Below are 17,674 nucleotides of genomic sequence, written 5' to 3'. Positions count from 1 at the left end.
GATTTAGTATTATAGTTATGTTTTAATCAAATAAATTGATGATTTCTTCTGGAATTCTACATGGTTTTTCGGTTTTTAAGTTTATTAAACACCATTTAGTTTCAGATTTTGTTAGTAACTTGTTCGAGTTGGCATTATACATTTCAACAATACGAGTATAAGTAACACCCTCTGCTTTATCAATGTAGGTTTTTAAGCGTATGGTATCATTTAAAAAAGCTGCACTTTTGTATTCAATGTAATGAGATATTAAAAACCAACCATATTTATGCTGTAAACTATTAGAAGCCTTAGATTGCCAATGTGCTTTAGCTATATCTTGTACCCATTGTACATAATGTACATTGTTAACATGGTTTAAATCGTCAATATGTTTTTTTGTTACTTTTATAGTGGTATTATAAATGCTCATTATAAAATAGGCTTTTGTTAGGGTAAAAGTACGTTATTTAAACGGCGTTATTTTTAAATTTATAACCAATTTGGGTTTTATAAACTCGATATTTAAGAAATAAATTAAGCTATAAAATTAAAAACCAATTAATTATATAATTTATTTTTTTTTGAATAAAATTATAAACATTTCTTTTGGTTAGATATATAGTTAATTTTATATTTGCACACCAGAAATTAGAAATAATTTCTTTGAGGGCTCTTAGCTCAGCTGGATAGAGCACCTCCCTTCTAAGGAGGCGGTCGAAGGTTCGAATCCTTCAGGGCTCACAAAAAGCTTCACTTTTATTAGTGAAGCTTTTTTGTTTTGTACATGTTTGTAGCTTTTTAACACATACAATTATGAGTGATAATTTTAAAAATGAATTTTTTGGAATAGGTATTCAAAACGGTAAAACACCAGAAAATTTAGGTGTATTATGGCGAACGGCACAAAATTTAGGAGCTAGCTTTATTTTTACCATTGGTAATAGGTATGCTAAACAAGCATGTGATACGCACGATGCCGTTAAAGCAATGCCATATTTTCATTATAATAATTTTGATGATTTTTTTAATAATTTACCTAAAGGGGCTAGGTTGGTAGCTGTAGAGCTTACGGAAGAAGCAGAGGCTCTAGAAACCTTTAATCATCCTAGACGCTGTGTGTATTTATTAGGTGCAGAAGATCATGGTTTGTCTAAGCAAGCCATAGAAAAGGCACATTTTTTGGTTAAATTTAAGTCTAAATTAAGTTTAAATGTGGCTGTAGCGGGCAGTATTGTACTTTACGATAGAGGTGTAAATAAACCTAGGTCTTAGTTTAAAAGTGTTTTATTGGTATTAATTCTAAAACACCTTTCTTCACCTATGTAATTTGGATCGCCGTGTTTTTCAGACCAAAATCCATCTAGAACATCTTTTGTTATACATTTGTAAACCGCTACACCTTTATAAATTATGTTTTCGTTTTTGTAATTAAAGTTAATAACAAGTATGTTGTTTTTAAAAAAGCCAGTCCCAAATTGTTCTTGAGTTCCGTTTATTAACCATTTTGCTATAATTCGGTTATAATCGTTTAAGGTTAAGGTTAATATGCCTTTGTAAGTGTTTTTGTCTGCATTTTGGTTACTGCCTATTATGGTGTATTGGCCAACAAGTTCTTGAGGAGTCATAACTTATAGCTTCTTAGTTAATATAACTATTTTCTGGTTATCTATATCTGTTGTAAAAAACATGTATAAATCTCCGCCATCTTTTATTTTAAACTTTTTTCTTAGTTGTTGCACCTTTTCAGGGAAATTTCTAGTGGTTATATTGGCTTTGTTTGTAGCTAAGCTTTTTATAGCTTTTTTATTATAAGGTATTATTTGTTCTATTTTAAAAACTCTTCCGGGAAAATCTATACTATTATTGCTTGTATATAAATGCGAATGTTTATGTAGCTTAAAAATTTGTAATTGTTTAGTAACTTGATTAAAAGCTCCGGCTTTTAAGATAGCAGCATTGGGCTCGTATAGATAGGTTAGTGGGTGGCTATATTTTGGCGTGGTTAATTTTTCGTCGTTTAAATTAAATATAAAATGTAGGCTGCTTTCTTTTTTTATATTAACTGTTTTAATAGAAATGGAATTACTAAAATCTCGCTCTAAAACCCATAACAGTTCTTTTACTTCGTTATTTACCGCTACAACATGAATTGCTTTTACATGTTTTAATTCGTTAATTCCAACCGATAAATCTAGTAAAGGCGATGTTTTAATCATTATGTTTTTAGAGCGCGTAAATAGCAGATCTAAACATTCTGGTACATTTGGTAAGCAATCTTTTAAAAAGAAAACTTTGCCTTTGCTATCATGCCGTCTTGATGGGTCTATGTAAATCCAATCAAAAATATTATTTATTTGTTTTAAATATTCTATACCATCAGTTTTAATGGTTGTAATATTTTTAGCATTTAATTGATTAAAATTATGTTTTACAATTTCAGATAACGAACTATTAATTTCGCAATGTGTTACAGTTTTAAATTGTTTTGAAAAGTAAAAACAGTCTACACCAAAACCGCCTGTTACGTCTATAATAGAATTGCCGTTTATTAAATCTGCTTTATATTTTGCAGTAGTTTCAGACGATGATTGTTCTATATTTAATTTATTAGGATAGTAAATATTGGCCGTATTATACCATGTTGAAAGTTTAGATTTACTTCTTTTTTTAGCTTCAATTTGTTCGATTATATCTTTGGTATCTACATTAATAAAATTTGTGCCTTTAAGTATTAAACTACTTATTGAAGAATTCTCATTTTTTATTATAAAATCCTGTACACCAGTATTTAAAATATGTTTATTCAAATTTATACTTAAAGATTTTGTGTTAGTTTTTTAACAATTTTATTTTCAGATAAAAAGGCTTTTAAAATAACTTTTATAGCAGTATAAGCAGGTACGGCAATAATTAATCCAATAACACCAAACAATATACCAGTAATTAAAATAATTAAAAATATTTCTAGCGGATGCGATTTTACACTTTTTGAGAAAATGATGGGCTGACTTCCAAAATTATCTACCAATTGCCCTATTAAAAATACAATAAAAACCCAAAATGTTTTAGGTAAAATAACGTTGCTAAAAGATTCGCCGAGGTTGCTTGTCATGGTTAGAGTTAGCATTAAAAAAGCACCAACTAATGGGCCAACATAAGGTATTAGGTTTAATAACGCGCATAGAAAAGCAATTACAACAGCGTTTTCTACTCCTATAATAAGTAACCCGATCATGTATATTATAAATAGAATTAAAATTTGAAAAATAAGACCAACAAAATATCTAGAAAGTAAGTCTTTAATTTTTGTTGATGATGTTTTCCAGCGCGACTCTTTATTGTCTGGTATAAACGTTAAAATTCCGTTTTCAAACAATCTACTATCTTTTAAAAAGAAAAAGGATATAAATAAAACAGAAAACAAACCAATGCTAAAGCTTCCTAAGCCACTTATTACCGAGTTTAAAAAATTAGGAATTAGCGAAAAATCTATTTTAGAAATTAAGTTAGATTCTTTTAAAGACTGTTCTACATCTATTTTATGTAAATCGAAATAGGTTACAATTTCGTTGTATAAATTTTCAATATTTGTTTGAAGCTCTTCAATATTTAATAAAGATAAATTTTGTCCTTGCTTAATAACTAACGGAATAAACAACCACATTAAACCAATAAAAATACTTAGCAAGAGTGCCATACTTACAATAACAGCAATGGTGTTTTTAAACTTTAGTTTATGTTCTAAAAATAAAACAATAGGTCTGCCTATTAACGATATTACTGCTGCAATGGCTATATAGCCTATTACAGATTGAATTTGGTATAAGAAAAAAAGTAATAATGCTATGCCTAATATAATTCCAACAGCTTTTAAAATACCGTTAGTAATAGTGTTTGAATTCATAATAGTAAAGATATAAAACTGTTTACAAAAGTTGTTTTGTTATTTCGTATAAAGCAATGTTGGCTGCTTGTACCACATTCATACTACTATTTTGCCCATACATGTTAATATGAATTGTTTGGTTAGAAGCTTTTAGTATATGCTGGTTTATTCCAAAATTTTCATCGCCAATAACTAACGCAATAGGTTTTGTTTTTGAAAATTGAATATTATGTATGGGTTTACTAGAATTTGTAATTTCTAAAGCGATAATTTGATAGTTGTTGTGTTTTAATGATTCAATAACAGTTGAAGCACTATCTTGTATTTCGTAATTCACAACTTTTTCTGTAGCTCTAGATGTTTTTGCCATTCTTCTTCCTATCTGAATATTTTCTCCACAAAGAATTAATTTTTCAATACCAAAAGCATCAGCAATTCTAAATAAACTACCAATATTTGGCGCATTAGTAACATTATCGCAAACAAGTGTTATAGGAAATGTTTGTTGTTTAAAGTTAGTGTTGTAATGTGTTAGTTGCAATTGGTTATTAATTTAGTTTTCAAAAGCATATTTAATAATATTGGCTCCCATTTTAAGCGCTTTTTCTCTTACAATTATAGGGTCGTTATGCACTTCTGCATCTTCCCAGCCATCGCCTAAATCACTTTCAAAAGTAAAAAGTAATATTAGCCTATCTTCATTAAAAAGTCCAAAAGCTTGTGGACGCTTACCATCGTGTTCATGTATTTTGGGTAATCCGTTTGGGAATTTAAAAGGCGTATTAAAAATAGGGTGGTTTGTTGGTAATTCTACTAAATCTTTATTGGGGAATATTTTTTTTAATTCTTTGGTAATGTAAGGCTCCATGCCATAATTATCATCAATATGCAAAAAGCCACCAGAGTTTAAGTATAACCTTAAATTTTCAGCATCGGTTTCGCTAAAAAACACATGTCCATGGCCTGTCATGTGTATAAAAGGAAACTGAAAAATATCTGTACTTCCAGTTTCAACAGTTTGTGGTTTTGTGTTTAATTTGGTGTTTATATTGGTATTACAAAATGAAATTAGGTTTGGTAAAGCAGTTGGGTTACTATACCAATCGCCACCGCCTTTATATTTTAAAATGGCTAAATCTTGCGCAAAAACAGTAAAAGTTAAAAGATATATGCAAAAAGAAAAAAAAAGTTTCATACCATTTACTCGTTTATAAAGGCTACTGTATGGCAAGCTACAATAGCAGCTGTTTCTGTACGTAACCTTGTTTTACCCAAAGTTACAGGAATAAAATTGTTTTCTAGGGCTTTGTTTATTTCTTTAACAGAAAAATCGCCTTCTGGTCCAATTAAAATTGTAATAACTTTTTTGGGTTGTAGCTGCTGTTTTAAAGATTTTTTATCGGTTTTTTCGCAATGCGCTATAAAGAGGCTGCTTTTAAAGTCTTGATTTATAAAATCGTGGAAAGCTGTAGCCTTATTAAGTTTTGGTAAATAACAGCTTAAAGATTGTTTCATGGCCGATTGCAAAATGCGCTCAAAACGTTCGGTTTTAATTACTTTACGTTCGCTATGGTCGCATATTATGGGTGTAATACTATCAATACCAATTTCGGTAGCTTTTTCTAGAAACCATTCGTAGCGGTCGTTCATTTTAGTAGGAGCAACAGCTAAATGCAAATGGTATTCGTGTTTTGGTTGAAACGATTTAGAAACAATGTTTGCTGTGCATTTATTAATGTTTGGTACTAAAATTTGAGCTGTAAATAACCAGCCATTACCATTTGTAATGTATAAAGTATCGTTAATGTTTTTGCGTAATACTTTTATAATATGTTTGCTTTCTTCTCTGTTAAAAGTGAACTGCGTGGTGTTTTGGGTAATATTTGGGCTATAAAAAAGCTGCATTTATTTTGTTTCTACAATTTTTAAAACTTCAATCTCAGAAATAGCTTTAGGCTTATGTGTTTTTAAAACTACGTAATACCAGTTTTTAGATGGTATGTTAACAGTAAAAATATCGTTTAAACTGTAGTTAGAATTTATAATCTCGTGCTCGAAATCTGGGTGCATTTCGCCTTTTAAAAACCAACCTAAATCTCCGCCTTTATTAGCATTATTATCCATAGAGTATTGTTTGGCTAAAAAATCGAAAGGAGCTCCATTATGGTATTGCGCTATTATTTTTTTTCTTAGGGCATTTATATTTTCTAAACTGCTTTTAGAACCATCTAGATAAATGTATGCAACTCTATAATATGTTTTTTTACTTTTATTAATAACTTTATAGTATGTTTTTTCAAACTCTCTATCATTAACTTTTGTACCTCCAACACTAAGTTTAAATAGCTCTTTAGCTAATTTTGTTTTATGTTTTACCTCATTAAAGGTAATAAGTTTATTTTTTTTAGATTTTTTGGTTTCTAAATAGCTTTTAGCTTGTTCGGGGGTTTCAAGAATTTCTAATTCCTTTTCAGTTGAAGTTTGAGCGGTTAATAATGGTGACGAGGCAATTAATAATAAAATAAGTACTTTTTTTAACATGTGTGTAGGTTTTTATTCAAATTCAAATTTAAAAGGAATAGTATTGTGTATGTGTAAAGCTAAAATAAGTTTTTAAGAAGTGATTGTTTATAACTTTACAAAGTTTGAAAAATCTATATTTTTAATCGTGCCGAGGCCGCGACATTTTGTTCTGCAAAATGGCCTTCAAGGTATTTTAAATACCCCACAATGGCAATCATTGCAGCATTATCTGTAGTAAATTCAAATTTAGGTATATAAGTAGTCCACCCAAATTTTTGTTCGCCATCTTTTAAAGCTTTGCGTATGCCAGAATTTGCCGAAACACCGCCACCAATAGCAATGTGTTTAATATCAGTTTGTTTAGTGGCTAATTTTAGCTTATCTATTAAAATGCCAATTATGGTGTATTGTATAGAGGCGCAGATATCATTAAGGTTTTCTTCAATAAAATTTGGGTTGGCTTTAACCTCGCGTTGTATAAAATAGAGTACGGCAGTTTTAAATCCAGAAAAACTAAACTTTAAACCATCAACTTTGGGCTTAGTGAATTTAAATGCTTTTGGGTTTCCTAAAGCTGCACGTTTATCAATTTCAGGACCCGCAGGGTAGTTTAAACCTAAAATTTTTCCGCTTTTATCAAAAGCTTCACCAACAGCATCATCAATAGTTTCTCCTATTACAGTCATATCAAAGTAATTATTTACTTTAACTATTTGTGTATGTCCGCCAGAAATGGTCATAGCTAAAAAAGGAAACGGAGGTTTTTCAAACCCATCTTCATCAATAAAATGCGCTAAAATATGCCCTTGCATATGGTTTACATCAATTAACGGGATATTTAAACCATAAGCTAAAGATTTCGCAAACGATGTACCAACTAATAAGCTGCCCATTAATCCAGGGCCTCTAGTAAAAGCAATAGCATTAATTTGCTCTTTTGTAATTCCTGCCTTTTTAATAGCTTGATGCACAACAGGAACAATGTTTTGTTGGTGCGCCCTAGAGGCTAACTCGGGCACAACTCCACCATATTCTTCATGTATTTTTTGGCTAGCTACAACATTGCTTAAAATACGCCCGTTATGTATTATCGAGGCTGCTGTATCATCGCAAGAAGACTCAATTCCTAGAATGTAAATATTTTGTGAAGACATTAATAAGTTTTAGGCACAATAATTGTTAATTTTGAAAACGAATAAACATCTTAAACATTACTTTTACTCGTAATTGCAAAAATAGTTTATTCTTAATAAAATTATAAGTTTAAAGACATCAAAAAATTTTTAAAAATACTATCAAAAATAGCAGGAATTCTGTTGTTACTATTCATCATATTGGTGTTAGTGCTTTCTATTCCAGCTATTCAAACAAGTTTAGGTAAATATGCAACTAAAAAACTAAACCAGGAATTTAAAACCAACATAAATATAGATAGAGTAAGCTTACAGTTTAATGGCGATGTAGAATTAAAGAGTATTTATATAGAAGATTATAAAAAAGATACACTAATTAGTATTAAAGAATTAAATACTTCTATATTAAGTTTTAGAAATTTATATAAAGGCAATTTGGTTTTTGGCGATATTGATATTGAAAACCTATTATTTCATATAAAAACTTATAAAGGTGAAACGCAAACCAACCTTGATGTTTTTGTAGACAGGTTTGAAGATGATAACCCTAGAACAGGGAAGAGTAGTTTTTTATTGTCGTCAAGCGATGTATCTATTTACAATAGTATTTTTAAACTAACCGATGAAACTAAAGAAACAACTAAAGTGCTTCATTTTGAAGATTTAAATATTAATGCAACAAATTTTTTAATTAATGGTAGCGATGTTAGTACAAGAATAAATACACTTGCTTTTAAAGATAGTAGGGGTGTAGAGGTTAAAAATTTAATGACCAATTTTGCCTATACATTAACCGATATGACTTTTGCAGATTTGCAAATAAAAACACCAAACTCTGTATTAAAAGGCAACTTAAAGTTTTCTTACAAACGTGAAGATTTACAATATTTTGTAGATAAAGTGCAAATAAATGCAAGTTTTAAAGAATCAAATGTATTGTTAGATGAATTAAATACATTCTATAACGAATTTGGTAAAAACCAATACGCCAAGTTTAGTGCCAATTTTACTGGAACTTTAAACAATTTGCAAACAAAAAATTTAAGGTTAAACTCAAACTACAACACACGAGTTTATGGGAATATAAATTTTAAAAACTTATTTAGTAAAGCTGATGACGATTTTTATATGAATGGAAATTTTAGCAATTTATCATCAACTTATAAAGATTTAAAAGCCCTTTTGCCTAACGTTTTAGGAGAGGCCATACCAACGTCTTTCGATAGGTTAGGCTATTTTACTATAACAGGAAACTCTCAAGTAACATCAACCAAAGTTTTAGCAGATATTGAAATAGATACCGAGCTTGGATTTGTAGATTCTAATTTAGAAATTACTAAAATAAACGACATAGATAATGCCGATTACAAAGGAAATATAATATTTAAACAATTCGATTTTGGAATCTTTTTAAACGATAGCAATGTTGGCGAAGCCTCTTTAGATGTTAATGTAGATGGAAAAGGGTTTACAACCGAAAAAGTAGATACTCAAGTAAAAGGCGAAATTTTCGAGTTGGTTTATAATAATTACAACTATAAAAAAATAAAAGTAGCCGGAAACATACAAAATAGAATTTTTGATGGTAACTTAAACGTAAATGATAAAAACCTACAGCTAAACTTTACAGGTTTGGTAGATTTTTCTGAAACTATAAGAAAGTACGATTTTGAGGCTATAGTAGATTATGCAAACTTAAATACTTTAAATTTTATAAAAAAAGATAGTATATCTATTTTTAAAAGTAGAGTTAAAATGAACATGAATAGTAGTAGTTTTGACGATGCTTATGGAAAAATATCATTTAGTAAAACAAGTTACAAAAACGAAAACGACACATATTATTTCGATAAATTTAATGTGTATTCAAGATTCGAAAACAAAATTCGTTTTGTAGAATTTAACTCGCCAGATATTATTGAGGGCGAATTAAAAGGTCGTTTCTTTTTAAAAGAATTAAAAAAGTTATTCGAAAATTCTATTGGCCATATATACACCAATTATATACCGCATAAAGTACAAGCAAACCAAAGCATCGATTTTAATTTTAAAATATATAATAAAATAGTAGAAGTTGTTTTTCCAGAAGTAGAATTAGGAAAGAATACCTTTATTCGTGGTAGGGTTGAAAGCGATGAAGAAAACTTTAAACTAAGCTTTAAATCGCCCCAAATTAAATACCTTGAAAACTTTGCCGATAATATAGAGTTGCAAGTAGATAACAGTAATCCACTATTTAATACATATGTAGAAATAGATAGCTTAAATACAAAATATTATAACGTTTCAAAATTTAATTTAATTAACGTAACAGTAAACGATACATTGTTTATGCGTTCAGAATTTAATGGAGGTAACCGCAATAAAGACATTTTTAATTTAAGTTTTTACCATACTATAAATAACGAAAACGAATCTGTAATAGGCTTTAAACAGTCTAATTTTACTATAAAAAACAATACATGGTTAATTAACGAAGCCCAAGATAAGTTTCATAAAATATCGTTCGATAAAAAACTAACTAAGTTTAGTATAGATAAATTTAAAGTTAATCATAACAACGAAGAAATTAAACTTTCTGGGTTTATAAAAGATTCCACCCAAAAAGACATAAAGCTAAATTTTACTAATGTAGATTTAGCAAAAATAACACCAGATATTGATAGTTTGTCCTTAGCAGGAAATGTAAATGGTAAATTAGATATTTTACAAAAAAACGGAAGCTATCTTCCAAACTCTACTATTATAATTGATGATTTAAAAGTGAATAATTTCCTTTTAGGTTCTTTTGATGCTACAATAACAGGAAACGAATCGTTAACCAATTACAATGTAGATGCAACAATTAAAAACGACATTACAAAATCGTTTGCAGCAAAAGGCAATATTTCTGTTTTAGGCAAAAACTCTACAATAAATGTAGCTCTAGATTTTAATGCGTTTAATTTATATCCACTAAATCCATTGTTAGATGGCATATTGTCTAATATTCGTGGTGAAGCCAATGGAAATGTTAAAGTTGTTGGTAATCTTAAAAAGCCAAATATAAACGGCGATTTAATAGTTAAAAACGGAGGCTTAGGAATTCCATATCTTAATGTAGATTACGATTTTAGTACCAATGCTTCTGTAACATTACAAAACCAAAGTTTTAATTTTAATAGAATTAAGCTAACAGATACCAAATATAATTCTGTAGGCTTTTTAAGCGGCACGTTAAGTCATGTAAACTTTTCTAATTGGAGTTTAGGTTTAGATATTACAACGCCACGTTTATTAGTGCTAGATACCAAAGAAACAGAAGAATCTTTATATTATGGTACAGGATTTATAGGTGGTCGTGCAAGTATATCTGGTCCAACAGAGCAATTGGTAATTAGTGTTACCGGAGAAACAAAACCAGGTACTGTATTTAAAATACCATTTACAGATGCCGAATCTTTTGGCGATAATTCATACATACATTTCATAACAAAAGAAGAAAAAGAAGCCAGAAAAAAAGGCGAAGAGTTTATAATTGAAGAAATACAAGGGCTAGCACTTGATTTCGATTTAGATGTTACTGAAGATGCAGAAGTAGAACTAATTATAGATAAAGAAACTGGACATGCGTTAAAAGGTCGTGGAGTTGGTGGTTTATTAGTTGAAATAAATACCAACGGAAAGTTTGATATGTGGGGCGATTTCTCGGTTTTTGAAGGGGTTTATAATTTTGCCTACGGTGGCTTAATTCAAAAAGCATTTACAGTTCAGCCAGGAGGAACAATAGCTTGGGAAGGCGAACCAGCAAAACCTATAATTAATATGTTGGCCACCTATAAAACACAAACAAACCCATCACCATTATTAGATAACCCAATAAACAGAAGCATTCCAGTTGAAGTAAATATAAGCTTAAAAGGAAACTTAGAACAATTAGATCCAAATTTTAGTTTCGAGTTTCCAAATGTAAACTCGACCATAAAATCTGAGCTACAATACCGCTTAGAGTCAGAAGAGAATAAGCAAGATCAAGCCTTATATTTAATTTCAACCGGTTCATTTTCAAGAGGTATAAACGAACTCAATTTTTCGGGTACTATTGCAGAGCGTTTAAATGGCATAATAAACGGTATATTTACCTCTGGCGATAGCAAAGTAAATGTAGGTTTAAATTATGAAGCAGGACAAAACAGACCCGATTACCAAACCGACGATCGTTTTGGAGTTACCCTTCAAACACAAATTAGCGATCGTGTTTTAATTAACGGAAAAGTAGGTGTGCCTGTTGGTGGAGCAACCGAAACCGTTATAGCTGGCGATGTAGAAATAGATTTTTTACTTAATGAAGAAGGCACTCTTACCGCAAAAGTTTTTAATAGAGAAAATAGTATTAGAAATTTTGGAGATCCCATAGGTTATACGCAAGGTGTTGGGCTTTCTTATAATGTAGATTTTGATACGTTTAAAGAATTGCTTCAAAAACTTTTTAAAAGCCATACAGAAAATAAAAAAGAAGCTCCAGAAGAGACATTAAAAAACGAAGAAGAAGCACTTCCAGATTTTATTTCAATTAAATCATCTTCAAAAAAATAAACACTTTTTTAGTCTGTTTTTCATAACATTACCTTTTTAAATATTAACTAAAACGTTTTAGTTTTAAATACTAAAACGTTGTAGTTTTAAAATCATATTAATTTACAATATTGCTATAGATATATGCATTTTGTTTACTAATTTTACTTTATTAAATACAAAAATTAATGCCAAAAACAATTAAAAAAATAGCAGTTTTAACATCAGGAGGAGACTCTCCAGGGATGAATGCAGCCATTCGTTCAGTAGTTAGAACATCTGCTTATCATAATATAGAGTGCGTTGGTGTATATAGAGGTTACGAAGGCTTAATAGAAGGCGATTTTAAACAACTTGATGCTAGAAGCGTAAAAGGGATAATAAATAAAGGTGGTACGATACTTAAATCTGCAAGATCCAAAGAGTTTAGAACAGAAGAAGGAAGAAAAAAAGCATTTCAAAATTTAATAGATGCCAATGTAGATGCCTTAGTTGTTGTTGGAGGAGATGGGTCTTTTACAGGAGCCTTAATATTTAATCAAGAATTTGGCTTTCCAGTAATGGGTATTCCAGGAACCATAGATAACGATATTTTTGGAACATCGCACACATTAGGTTTCGATACAGCTTTAAACACAGTAGTTGAAGCTATCGATAAAATTCGAGACACAGCAAGTTCGCATAACCGTTTGTTTTTTATAGAGGTTATGGGGCGCGATGTGGGGCATATTGCGTTAAATGCCGGAATAGCTGGTGGAGCCGAAGAAATTTTAATACCAGAAGAAGATTTAGGATTAGACAGGTTAGTTGAATCTTTAAAAAGAAGTAGAAAATCTGGTAAAACATCTAGTATAGTTATTGTTGCCGAAGGCGATAAAATTGGTAAAAACATTTTCCAATTAAAAGATTATGTAGATGAAAACATGGAAGGTTACGATGTTAGAGTATCTGTACTAGGGCATATGCAACGTGGCGGAGCTCCTTCTTGTTTTGATAGGGTTTTAGCTAGTAGAATGGGTGTAAAAGCTGTAGAGTCTTTATTAAACGGACAAACCAACTATATGGTAGGCCTTCTAGATGGTAAAATGGAGCTAACCCCTTTAGATAATGCCATAAAAGGAAAAACAAAAATTAACTTAGAATTATTGCGTGTATCAGATATCATGAGCACATAAACATTTATAAATACAATTATGTCAAAATTAAAAATTGGAATTAACGGATTTGGTAGAATAGGAAGAATTGCTTTTAGAGTAGCAGCTTCTAGATCTAATGATATTGAAGTAGTAGGAATTAATGATTTATTAGATGTAGATCATTTAGCTTACCTATTAAAGTTCGATTCTGTTCACGGGCAGTTTGATGGAACTATTGAAACTAAAGATGGAAACTTAATAGTAAACGGAAACACTATTAGAGTAACTGCAGAGCGTAACCCAGAAGATTTAAAATGGGATGCCGTAGGAGCAGACGTGGTTCTAGACTGTACAGGTATTTTTACAACCTTAGATAAAGCACAAGCACATATTAAAGCAGGTGCTAAAAAAGTGGCTATTTCTGCACCATCAGCAGATGCGCCAATGTTTGTAATGGGTGTAAACCATAAGCAAATTACAGCAGCAGATACTATTGTATCTAACGCATCTTGTACTACTAACTGTTTAGCACCTTTAGCTAAAGTTATTAACGATAAATTTGGAATTGCAGAAGGTTTAATGACTACGGTTCATGCTGCAACAGCAACACAATCTACAGTTGATGGTGTTTCAAGAAAAGATTACAGATTAGGTCGTGCATCTTTAAACAACATCGTGCCTGCTTCAACAGGAGCTGCAAAAGCGGTTGGAAAAGTAATTCCAGAATTAAACGGAAAATTAACAGGTATGGCTTTTAGAATCCCAACGGTTGATGTATCTGTAGTAGATTTAACTTGTCGTTTAGAAAAACCAGCATCTTGGGATGAAGTAAAGAATGCTTTAAAAGAAGCTTCTGAAGGCGAATTAAATGGCGTTTTAGGATATACTGAAGAGGGTGTTGTATCTCAAGATTTCGTATCAGAACCAAAAACTAGTACTTTTGATGCTAACGCAAGTATGGCATTAAACGATGGATTTATCAAATTAGTATCTTGGTATGATAATGAGTTTGGTTACTCAACTAAATTAATCGATTTAGCTCAACATATCGGTTCTTTAAAATAAATAATTTATATATTTCCACAGTATTATTTAATTAAATAATGCTGTGGATTTTTTATATACACACATTACTTTTACCGTTAGGTAGGCTTTAACTTTTTTTAAAGATATTACAACGTTTCTAAACTTATAAAACTAAACTCATGATTTTAATTGTTGATAGTGGTTCTACAAAATCCGATTGGCTAGCTGTAGATAACAACGGAAATAAATTAATGGATAAAATCCGTACTAAAGGCTTAAACCCAGCTATTTTATCTGAAAAAAAACTAAAAAAATTAATTAAAAAAAGTAAGGAGTTAAAATCTAACGCAAATGTGGTATCGCATGTATTTTTCTATGGTGCAGGATGCGGTACAGATAACGCTAGAGAACTATTAACAACCGTATTAAAAGACATTTTTACTAATGCTCATGTAGAAGTGAATGAGGATACGTTGGCAGCAGTCTATGCAACAATTAATCATCCAAAAGAAGCAGCAGTAGTTTGTATTTTAGGTACGGGTTCTAACTGTAGTTATTATGATGGCGAAGTACTACACCAACGTGTAAAATCTTTAGGATATTCATTAATGGATGATGCATCTGGTAACTATTTTGGTAAACAATTAATTAGAGATTATTACTTTAACCATATGCCAGAAAACGTTAAAATAGCGTTTGGAGCAAAATTTAATATGGATGCCGATTTTATAAAATATAATTTATACAAACAACCAAGTCCCAACGCTTATTTGGCAAATTTTGCCGAGTTTATGTTTTTGCATAAAGATTCTCAATATACTATAGATTTAATAAAAAAAGGTATTCGAGTGTTTGCTACAAATATGATTATGCAATTTAAAGAAGAGCTTAAAACGGCACCTGTGCATTTTGCTGGCTCAATAGCATTCTTTGCGCAAAAAGAAATTAAAGAAGTTGCGCAAGAAATGGGTTTTAAAGTTGGTAATTTCGAGCGTAGACCAATTGATGGTTTAGTGCCATTTCATACTAAAGACTTATAAAAGTTTATGCTAAAGCATAAAGCATTTTATATTTCTAATAAAGAAAACAAAAAGCAACTTATAAGCAATATTACTTCTGGTAAATGGTTTAAAGATTTAACGCTTCTTAAAGGTGCTGTTTTTTCAGAATTTACAATAAATGCTTTTATTGAAGAAGAAATTCGTCATGCTCGTTTTAAAGTGCAAACCGTAACGAAAAATAGTTTAAAAAATTCTTCTGAAGGCGAACGTAAACGCGCTTTATTAAAACATATTTTAAAGTCTAATCCAGAGTATATTGTTTTAGATAATGTTTTTGATTGTTTAGATAATGAAGCACAATTAAAAATAAAAAATACACTTACCAAGTTAAGTAATACGGTTTTAATTATTCAAATAACCACAAGAAAGCGAGATATCTTAGCTTTTATAAATAATGTTTTTGTTGTTGATAATGATAAGCCAAAACGATTTATAGACACAAAAACTAAACATAAAAAGGAATACTTTACGCAACATTTACCAAAACCCTATAAGGCACGGAAAGTAAGTTTTAATCCATTAGTGCAACTTAAAAATGTATCTGTAAGTTATGCCAATAAATGCATTGTTAAAAATATAACTTGGAGTATTAAACCAGGAGAATTTTGGCAACTTGTTGGGCCAAATGGTTCAGGAAAAAGTACAATACTTTCATTAATTTCTGGCGATAACCCTAAAGGGTATTTGGTAGATATGACCTTGTTTGGAATAAAAAAGGGTAGTGGTGAAACAGTTTGGGATATTAAAAAAAATATAGGCTTTTACACATCAGAGTTGTTACAAGGTTTTAAACGTAGAGATACTATTGAAAGTATGATTATATCTGGATTTGAAGATTCTATAGGACTCTATAAATACCCAACCGATATGCAAATTACTATAGCCAACCAATGGTTAGCACTTTTAAATATGCTTCATATAAAAGACAAAAGCTTCCAGTTTTTGTCTGATGGGCATAAACGTTTGGTGCTAATTGCTAGGGCTATGGTAAAACATCCACCATTGCTTATTTTAGATGAACCTACAAACGGACTTGACGATGCCGATGCAAAATTATTTTCGGCATTGGTTAATAAAATTGCTAAAGAAAGCGAAACAGCTATAATATATGTATCGCACAGAAAGGAAGAGTTTATAAAACCCGATTTTGTTTATATGCTTGTACCAAACAAAAACGGGTCTACTGGTAAATTAATTGATAATTTAGTGTGTTATGTTTAAGTGTAAACCCTGTTTTCTTGCTCTGCTACACGAATAAAAGTGGTACGTTTTGTTAACTCTTTTAATCTGGAAGCACCTACATAAGTACATGTGCTTCTAATACCGCCTAAAATATCTTGTAGAGTGTTTTCTACCTTGCCTTTGTAAGGCACTTCTACCGTTTTACCTTCGCTTGCTCTGTATTCTGCTACACCTCCAACATGTTTATCCATGGCAGTTTCAGAACTCATACCGTAAAATTTTCGATACGATTTGCCATCTTTCTCAATAATATCGCCACCACTTTCGTCGTGTCCAGCAAGCATTCCTCCTAACATTACAAAATCTGCTCCTGCACCAAAAGCTTTAGCAATATCACCAGGAGTAGTACAACCGCCATCGCTTATAATTTGCCCGCCTAAGCCATGAGCTGCATCGGCACATTCTATAATAGCAGATAACTGTGGGTAACCAACACCAGTTTTAACACGAGTTGTACAGACCGATCCTGGCCCAATACCAACCTTAACAATATCGGCACCAGAAAGCAGTAGCTCTTCAACCATTTCGCCAGTAACTACATTACCAGCAATAATAACCTTATTTGGGTATTCTGTTCTGGTTTGTTTAACAAATTCTGTAAAATGTTCTGAATAACCATTTGCAACATCAATACAAATAAATTTTAATTGCGGGTGGTTGGCTAAAATTTCGGCTAACTTTTTAGCATCAACTTTACCAATACCCGTACTTACGGCAATGTAATTCTCAATTCCTTTTTGCGAATTGTTAAAAAAATCTTCCCATTCAGCCAAAGTATAATGCTTATGTATTGCTGAAAATAGTTTATTTTTTGATAGTGTTTTTGCCATTTCAAAAGTACCAACAGTATCCATATTGGCGGCCATTATTGGTATGCCAGACCATTTATGCGAGCTATGCAAAAATTTAAAATCTCGATCCAAGTTTACTTGTTGTCTACTTTTTAACGTAGAGCGTTTAGGGCGAATCATTACATCTTTAAACCCTAATTTAATATCATATTCTATGCGCATTAAAAGCTGTTTTGTTTTTTAAATTAAACTTTAAATTTAACCAAATTCATAATAAATATTAGATTTAATACTAAAATAATACTTTTGCTAAATCGTATAATTATAAATAAGTTTGTTA

Annotated in this window: 16 protein-coding genes and 1 tRNA gene; 7 read left to right on the top strand and 10 right to left on the bottom strand. The window is 30.7% G+C overall.

The annotated features are described in order from the left end of the window. Positions 1-22: 22 nt before the first annotated feature. Positions 23-412, bottom strand: coding sequence for an acyl-CoA thioesterase (locus ACNG5D_RS08700; protein WP_418183125.1), 390 nt, complete (start codon positions 410-412; stop codon positions 23-25). Between the two features lie 237 nt (positions 413-649). Here ACNG5D_RS08700 and ACNG5D_RS08695 point away from each other — a divergent pair. Together ACNG5D_RS08695 and ACNG5D_RS08690 are read left to right on the top strand one after the other, a co-directional pair. After that, a tRNA-Arg gene (locus ACNG5D_RS08695) sits at positions 650-723 on the top strand. 72 nt (positions 724-795) lie between these two features. Next, positions 796-1,254: an RNA methyltransferase gene (locus ACNG5D_RS08690; RefSeq protein WP_418183124.1), complete on the top strand. Its 459-nt coding sequence runs from the start codon at positions 796-798 to the stop codon at positions 1,252-1,254. Here the strand turns inward: ACNG5D_RS08690 and ACNG5D_RS08685 are convergent. The 8 genes from ACNG5D_RS08685 to tsaD all read right to left on the bottom strand — a co-directional run bounded on the left by ACNG5D_RS08685 (position 1,251) and on the right by tsaD (position 7,545). After that, on the bottom strand, positions 1,251-1,607 hold the full coding sequence (locus ACNG5D_RS08685; protein WP_418183123.1) for a hypothetical protein: 357 nt from the start codon (positions 1,605-1,607) through the stop codon (positions 1,251-1,253). The genes ACNG5D_RS08690 and ACNG5D_RS08685 overlap by 4 nt on opposite strands. Before the next feature lie 3 nt (positions 1,608-1,610). Then, the gene (locus ACNG5D_RS08680) at positions 1,611-2,789 is read right to left on the bottom strand and encodes a class I SAM-dependent methyltransferase (protein WP_418183122.1); all 1,179 of its coding nucleotides are present in this window, start codon (positions 2,787-2,789) and stop codon (positions 1,611-1,613) included. 8 nt (positions 2,790-2,797) lie between these two features. Further along, positions 2,798-3,886 (bottom strand): AI-2E family transporter, encoded by a 1,089-nt coding sequence (locus tag ACNG5D_RS08675; protein ID WP_418183121.1) that lies wholly within the window; start codon positions 3,884-3,886, stop codon positions 2,798-2,800. Between the two features lie 22 nt (positions 3,887-3,908). Further along, positions 3,909-4,409 (bottom strand): TrmH family RNA methyltransferase, encoded by a 501-nt coding sequence (locus ACNG5D_RS08670; RefSeq protein ID WP_418183120.1) that lies wholly within the window; start codon positions 4,407-4,409, stop codon positions 3,909-3,911. A gap of 12 nt (positions 4,410-4,421) precedes the next feature. After that, positions 4,422-5,063 (bottom strand): DUF4159 domain-containing protein, encoded by a 642-nt coding sequence (locus tag ACNG5D_RS08665; protein ID WP_418183119.1) that lies wholly within the window; start codon positions 5,061-5,063, stop codon positions 4,422-4,424. A 5-nt stretch (positions 5,064-5,068) separates the two neighbouring features. Beyond that, entirely contained in the window at positions 5,069-5,773 is a 705-nt protein-coding gene (locus ACNG5D_RS08660) for a 16S rRNA (uracil(1498)-N(3))-methyltransferase (RefSeq protein WP_418183118.1), read from the bottom strand. Further along, complete coding sequence (locus ACNG5D_RS08655; protein ID WP_418183117.1) at positions 5,774-6,409, bottom strand: peptidylprolyl isomerase; 636 nt, start codon at positions 6,407-6,409, stop codon at positions 5,774-5,776. A gap of 113 nt (positions 6,410-6,522) precedes the next feature. Then, entirely contained in the window at positions 6,523-7,545 is a 1,023-nt protein-coding gene (tsaD, locus tag ACNG5D_RS08650) for a tRNA (adenosine(37)-N6)-threonylcarbamoyltransferase complex transferase subunit TsaD (RefSeq protein WP_418183116.1), read from the bottom strand. Between the two features lie 183 nt (positions 7,546-7,728). Between tsaD and ACNG5D_RS08645 the strand changes: the two genes are divergently transcribed. The 5 genes from ACNG5D_RS08645 (at position 7,729) to ACNG5D_RS08625 (ending at position 16,522) form a co-directional block, all read left to right on the top strand. Continuing rightward, positions 7,729-12,099 carry a translocation/assembly module TamB domain-containing protein gene (locus tag ACNG5D_RS08645; protein ID WP_472249518.1) on the top strand — a complete coding sequence of 1,457 codons (4,371 nt, stop codon included), beginning with the start codon at positions 7,729-7,731 and terminating at the stop codon, positions 12,097-12,099. Between the two features lie 167 nt (positions 12,100-12,266). After that, positions 12,267-13,253 (top strand): 6-phosphofructokinase, encoded by a 987-nt coding sequence (gene pfkA, locus ACNG5D_RS08640; protein ID WP_418183114.1) that lies wholly within the window; start codon positions 12,267-12,269, stop codon positions 13,251-13,253. 18 nt (positions 13,254-13,271) lie between these two features. Continuing rightward, positions 13,272-14,279, top strand: coding sequence for a type I glyceraldehyde-3-phosphate dehydrogenase (gene gap / locus ACNG5D_RS08635; protein ID WP_418183113.1), 1,008 nt, complete (start codon positions 13,272-13,274; stop codon positions 14,277-14,279). A gap of 140 nt (positions 14,280-14,419) precedes the next feature. Continuing rightward, entirely contained in the window at positions 14,420-15,280 is an 861-nt protein-coding gene (locus ACNG5D_RS08630) for an N-acetylglucosamine kinase (RefSeq protein ID WP_418183112.1), read from the top strand. Positions 15,281-15,286: 6 nt separating this feature from the next. Beyond that, positions 15,287-16,522, top strand: a complete 1,236-nt coding sequence (locus ACNG5D_RS08625; RefSeq protein ID WP_418183111.1) for an ABC transporter ATP-binding protein — start codon at positions 15,287-15,289, stop codon at positions 16,520-16,522. On the opposite strand, the gene ACNG5D_RS08620 is transcribed toward ACNG5D_RS08625, so the two are convergent. Continuing rightward, complete coding sequence (locus ACNG5D_RS08620; RefSeq protein WP_418183110.1) at positions 16,519-17,556, bottom strand: GMP reductase; 1,038 nt, start codon at positions 17,554-17,556, stop codon at positions 16,519-16,521. The two genes, ACNG5D_RS08625 and ACNG5D_RS08620, sit on opposite strands and share 4 nt — an antisense overlap. Between the last annotated feature and the right edge of the window lie 118 nt (positions 17,557-17,674).

Source organism: Algibacter ulvanivorans (assembly GCF_048381495.1).
Taxonomy (GTDB): domain Bacteria; phylum Bacteroidota; class Bacteroidia; order Flavobacteriales; family Flavobacteriaceae; genus Algibacter_B; species Algibacter_B ulvanivorans.
The sequence above is the reverse complement of the archived record's forward strand: the minus strand, read 5'-3'. Positions and strand labels throughout refer to the sequence as shown.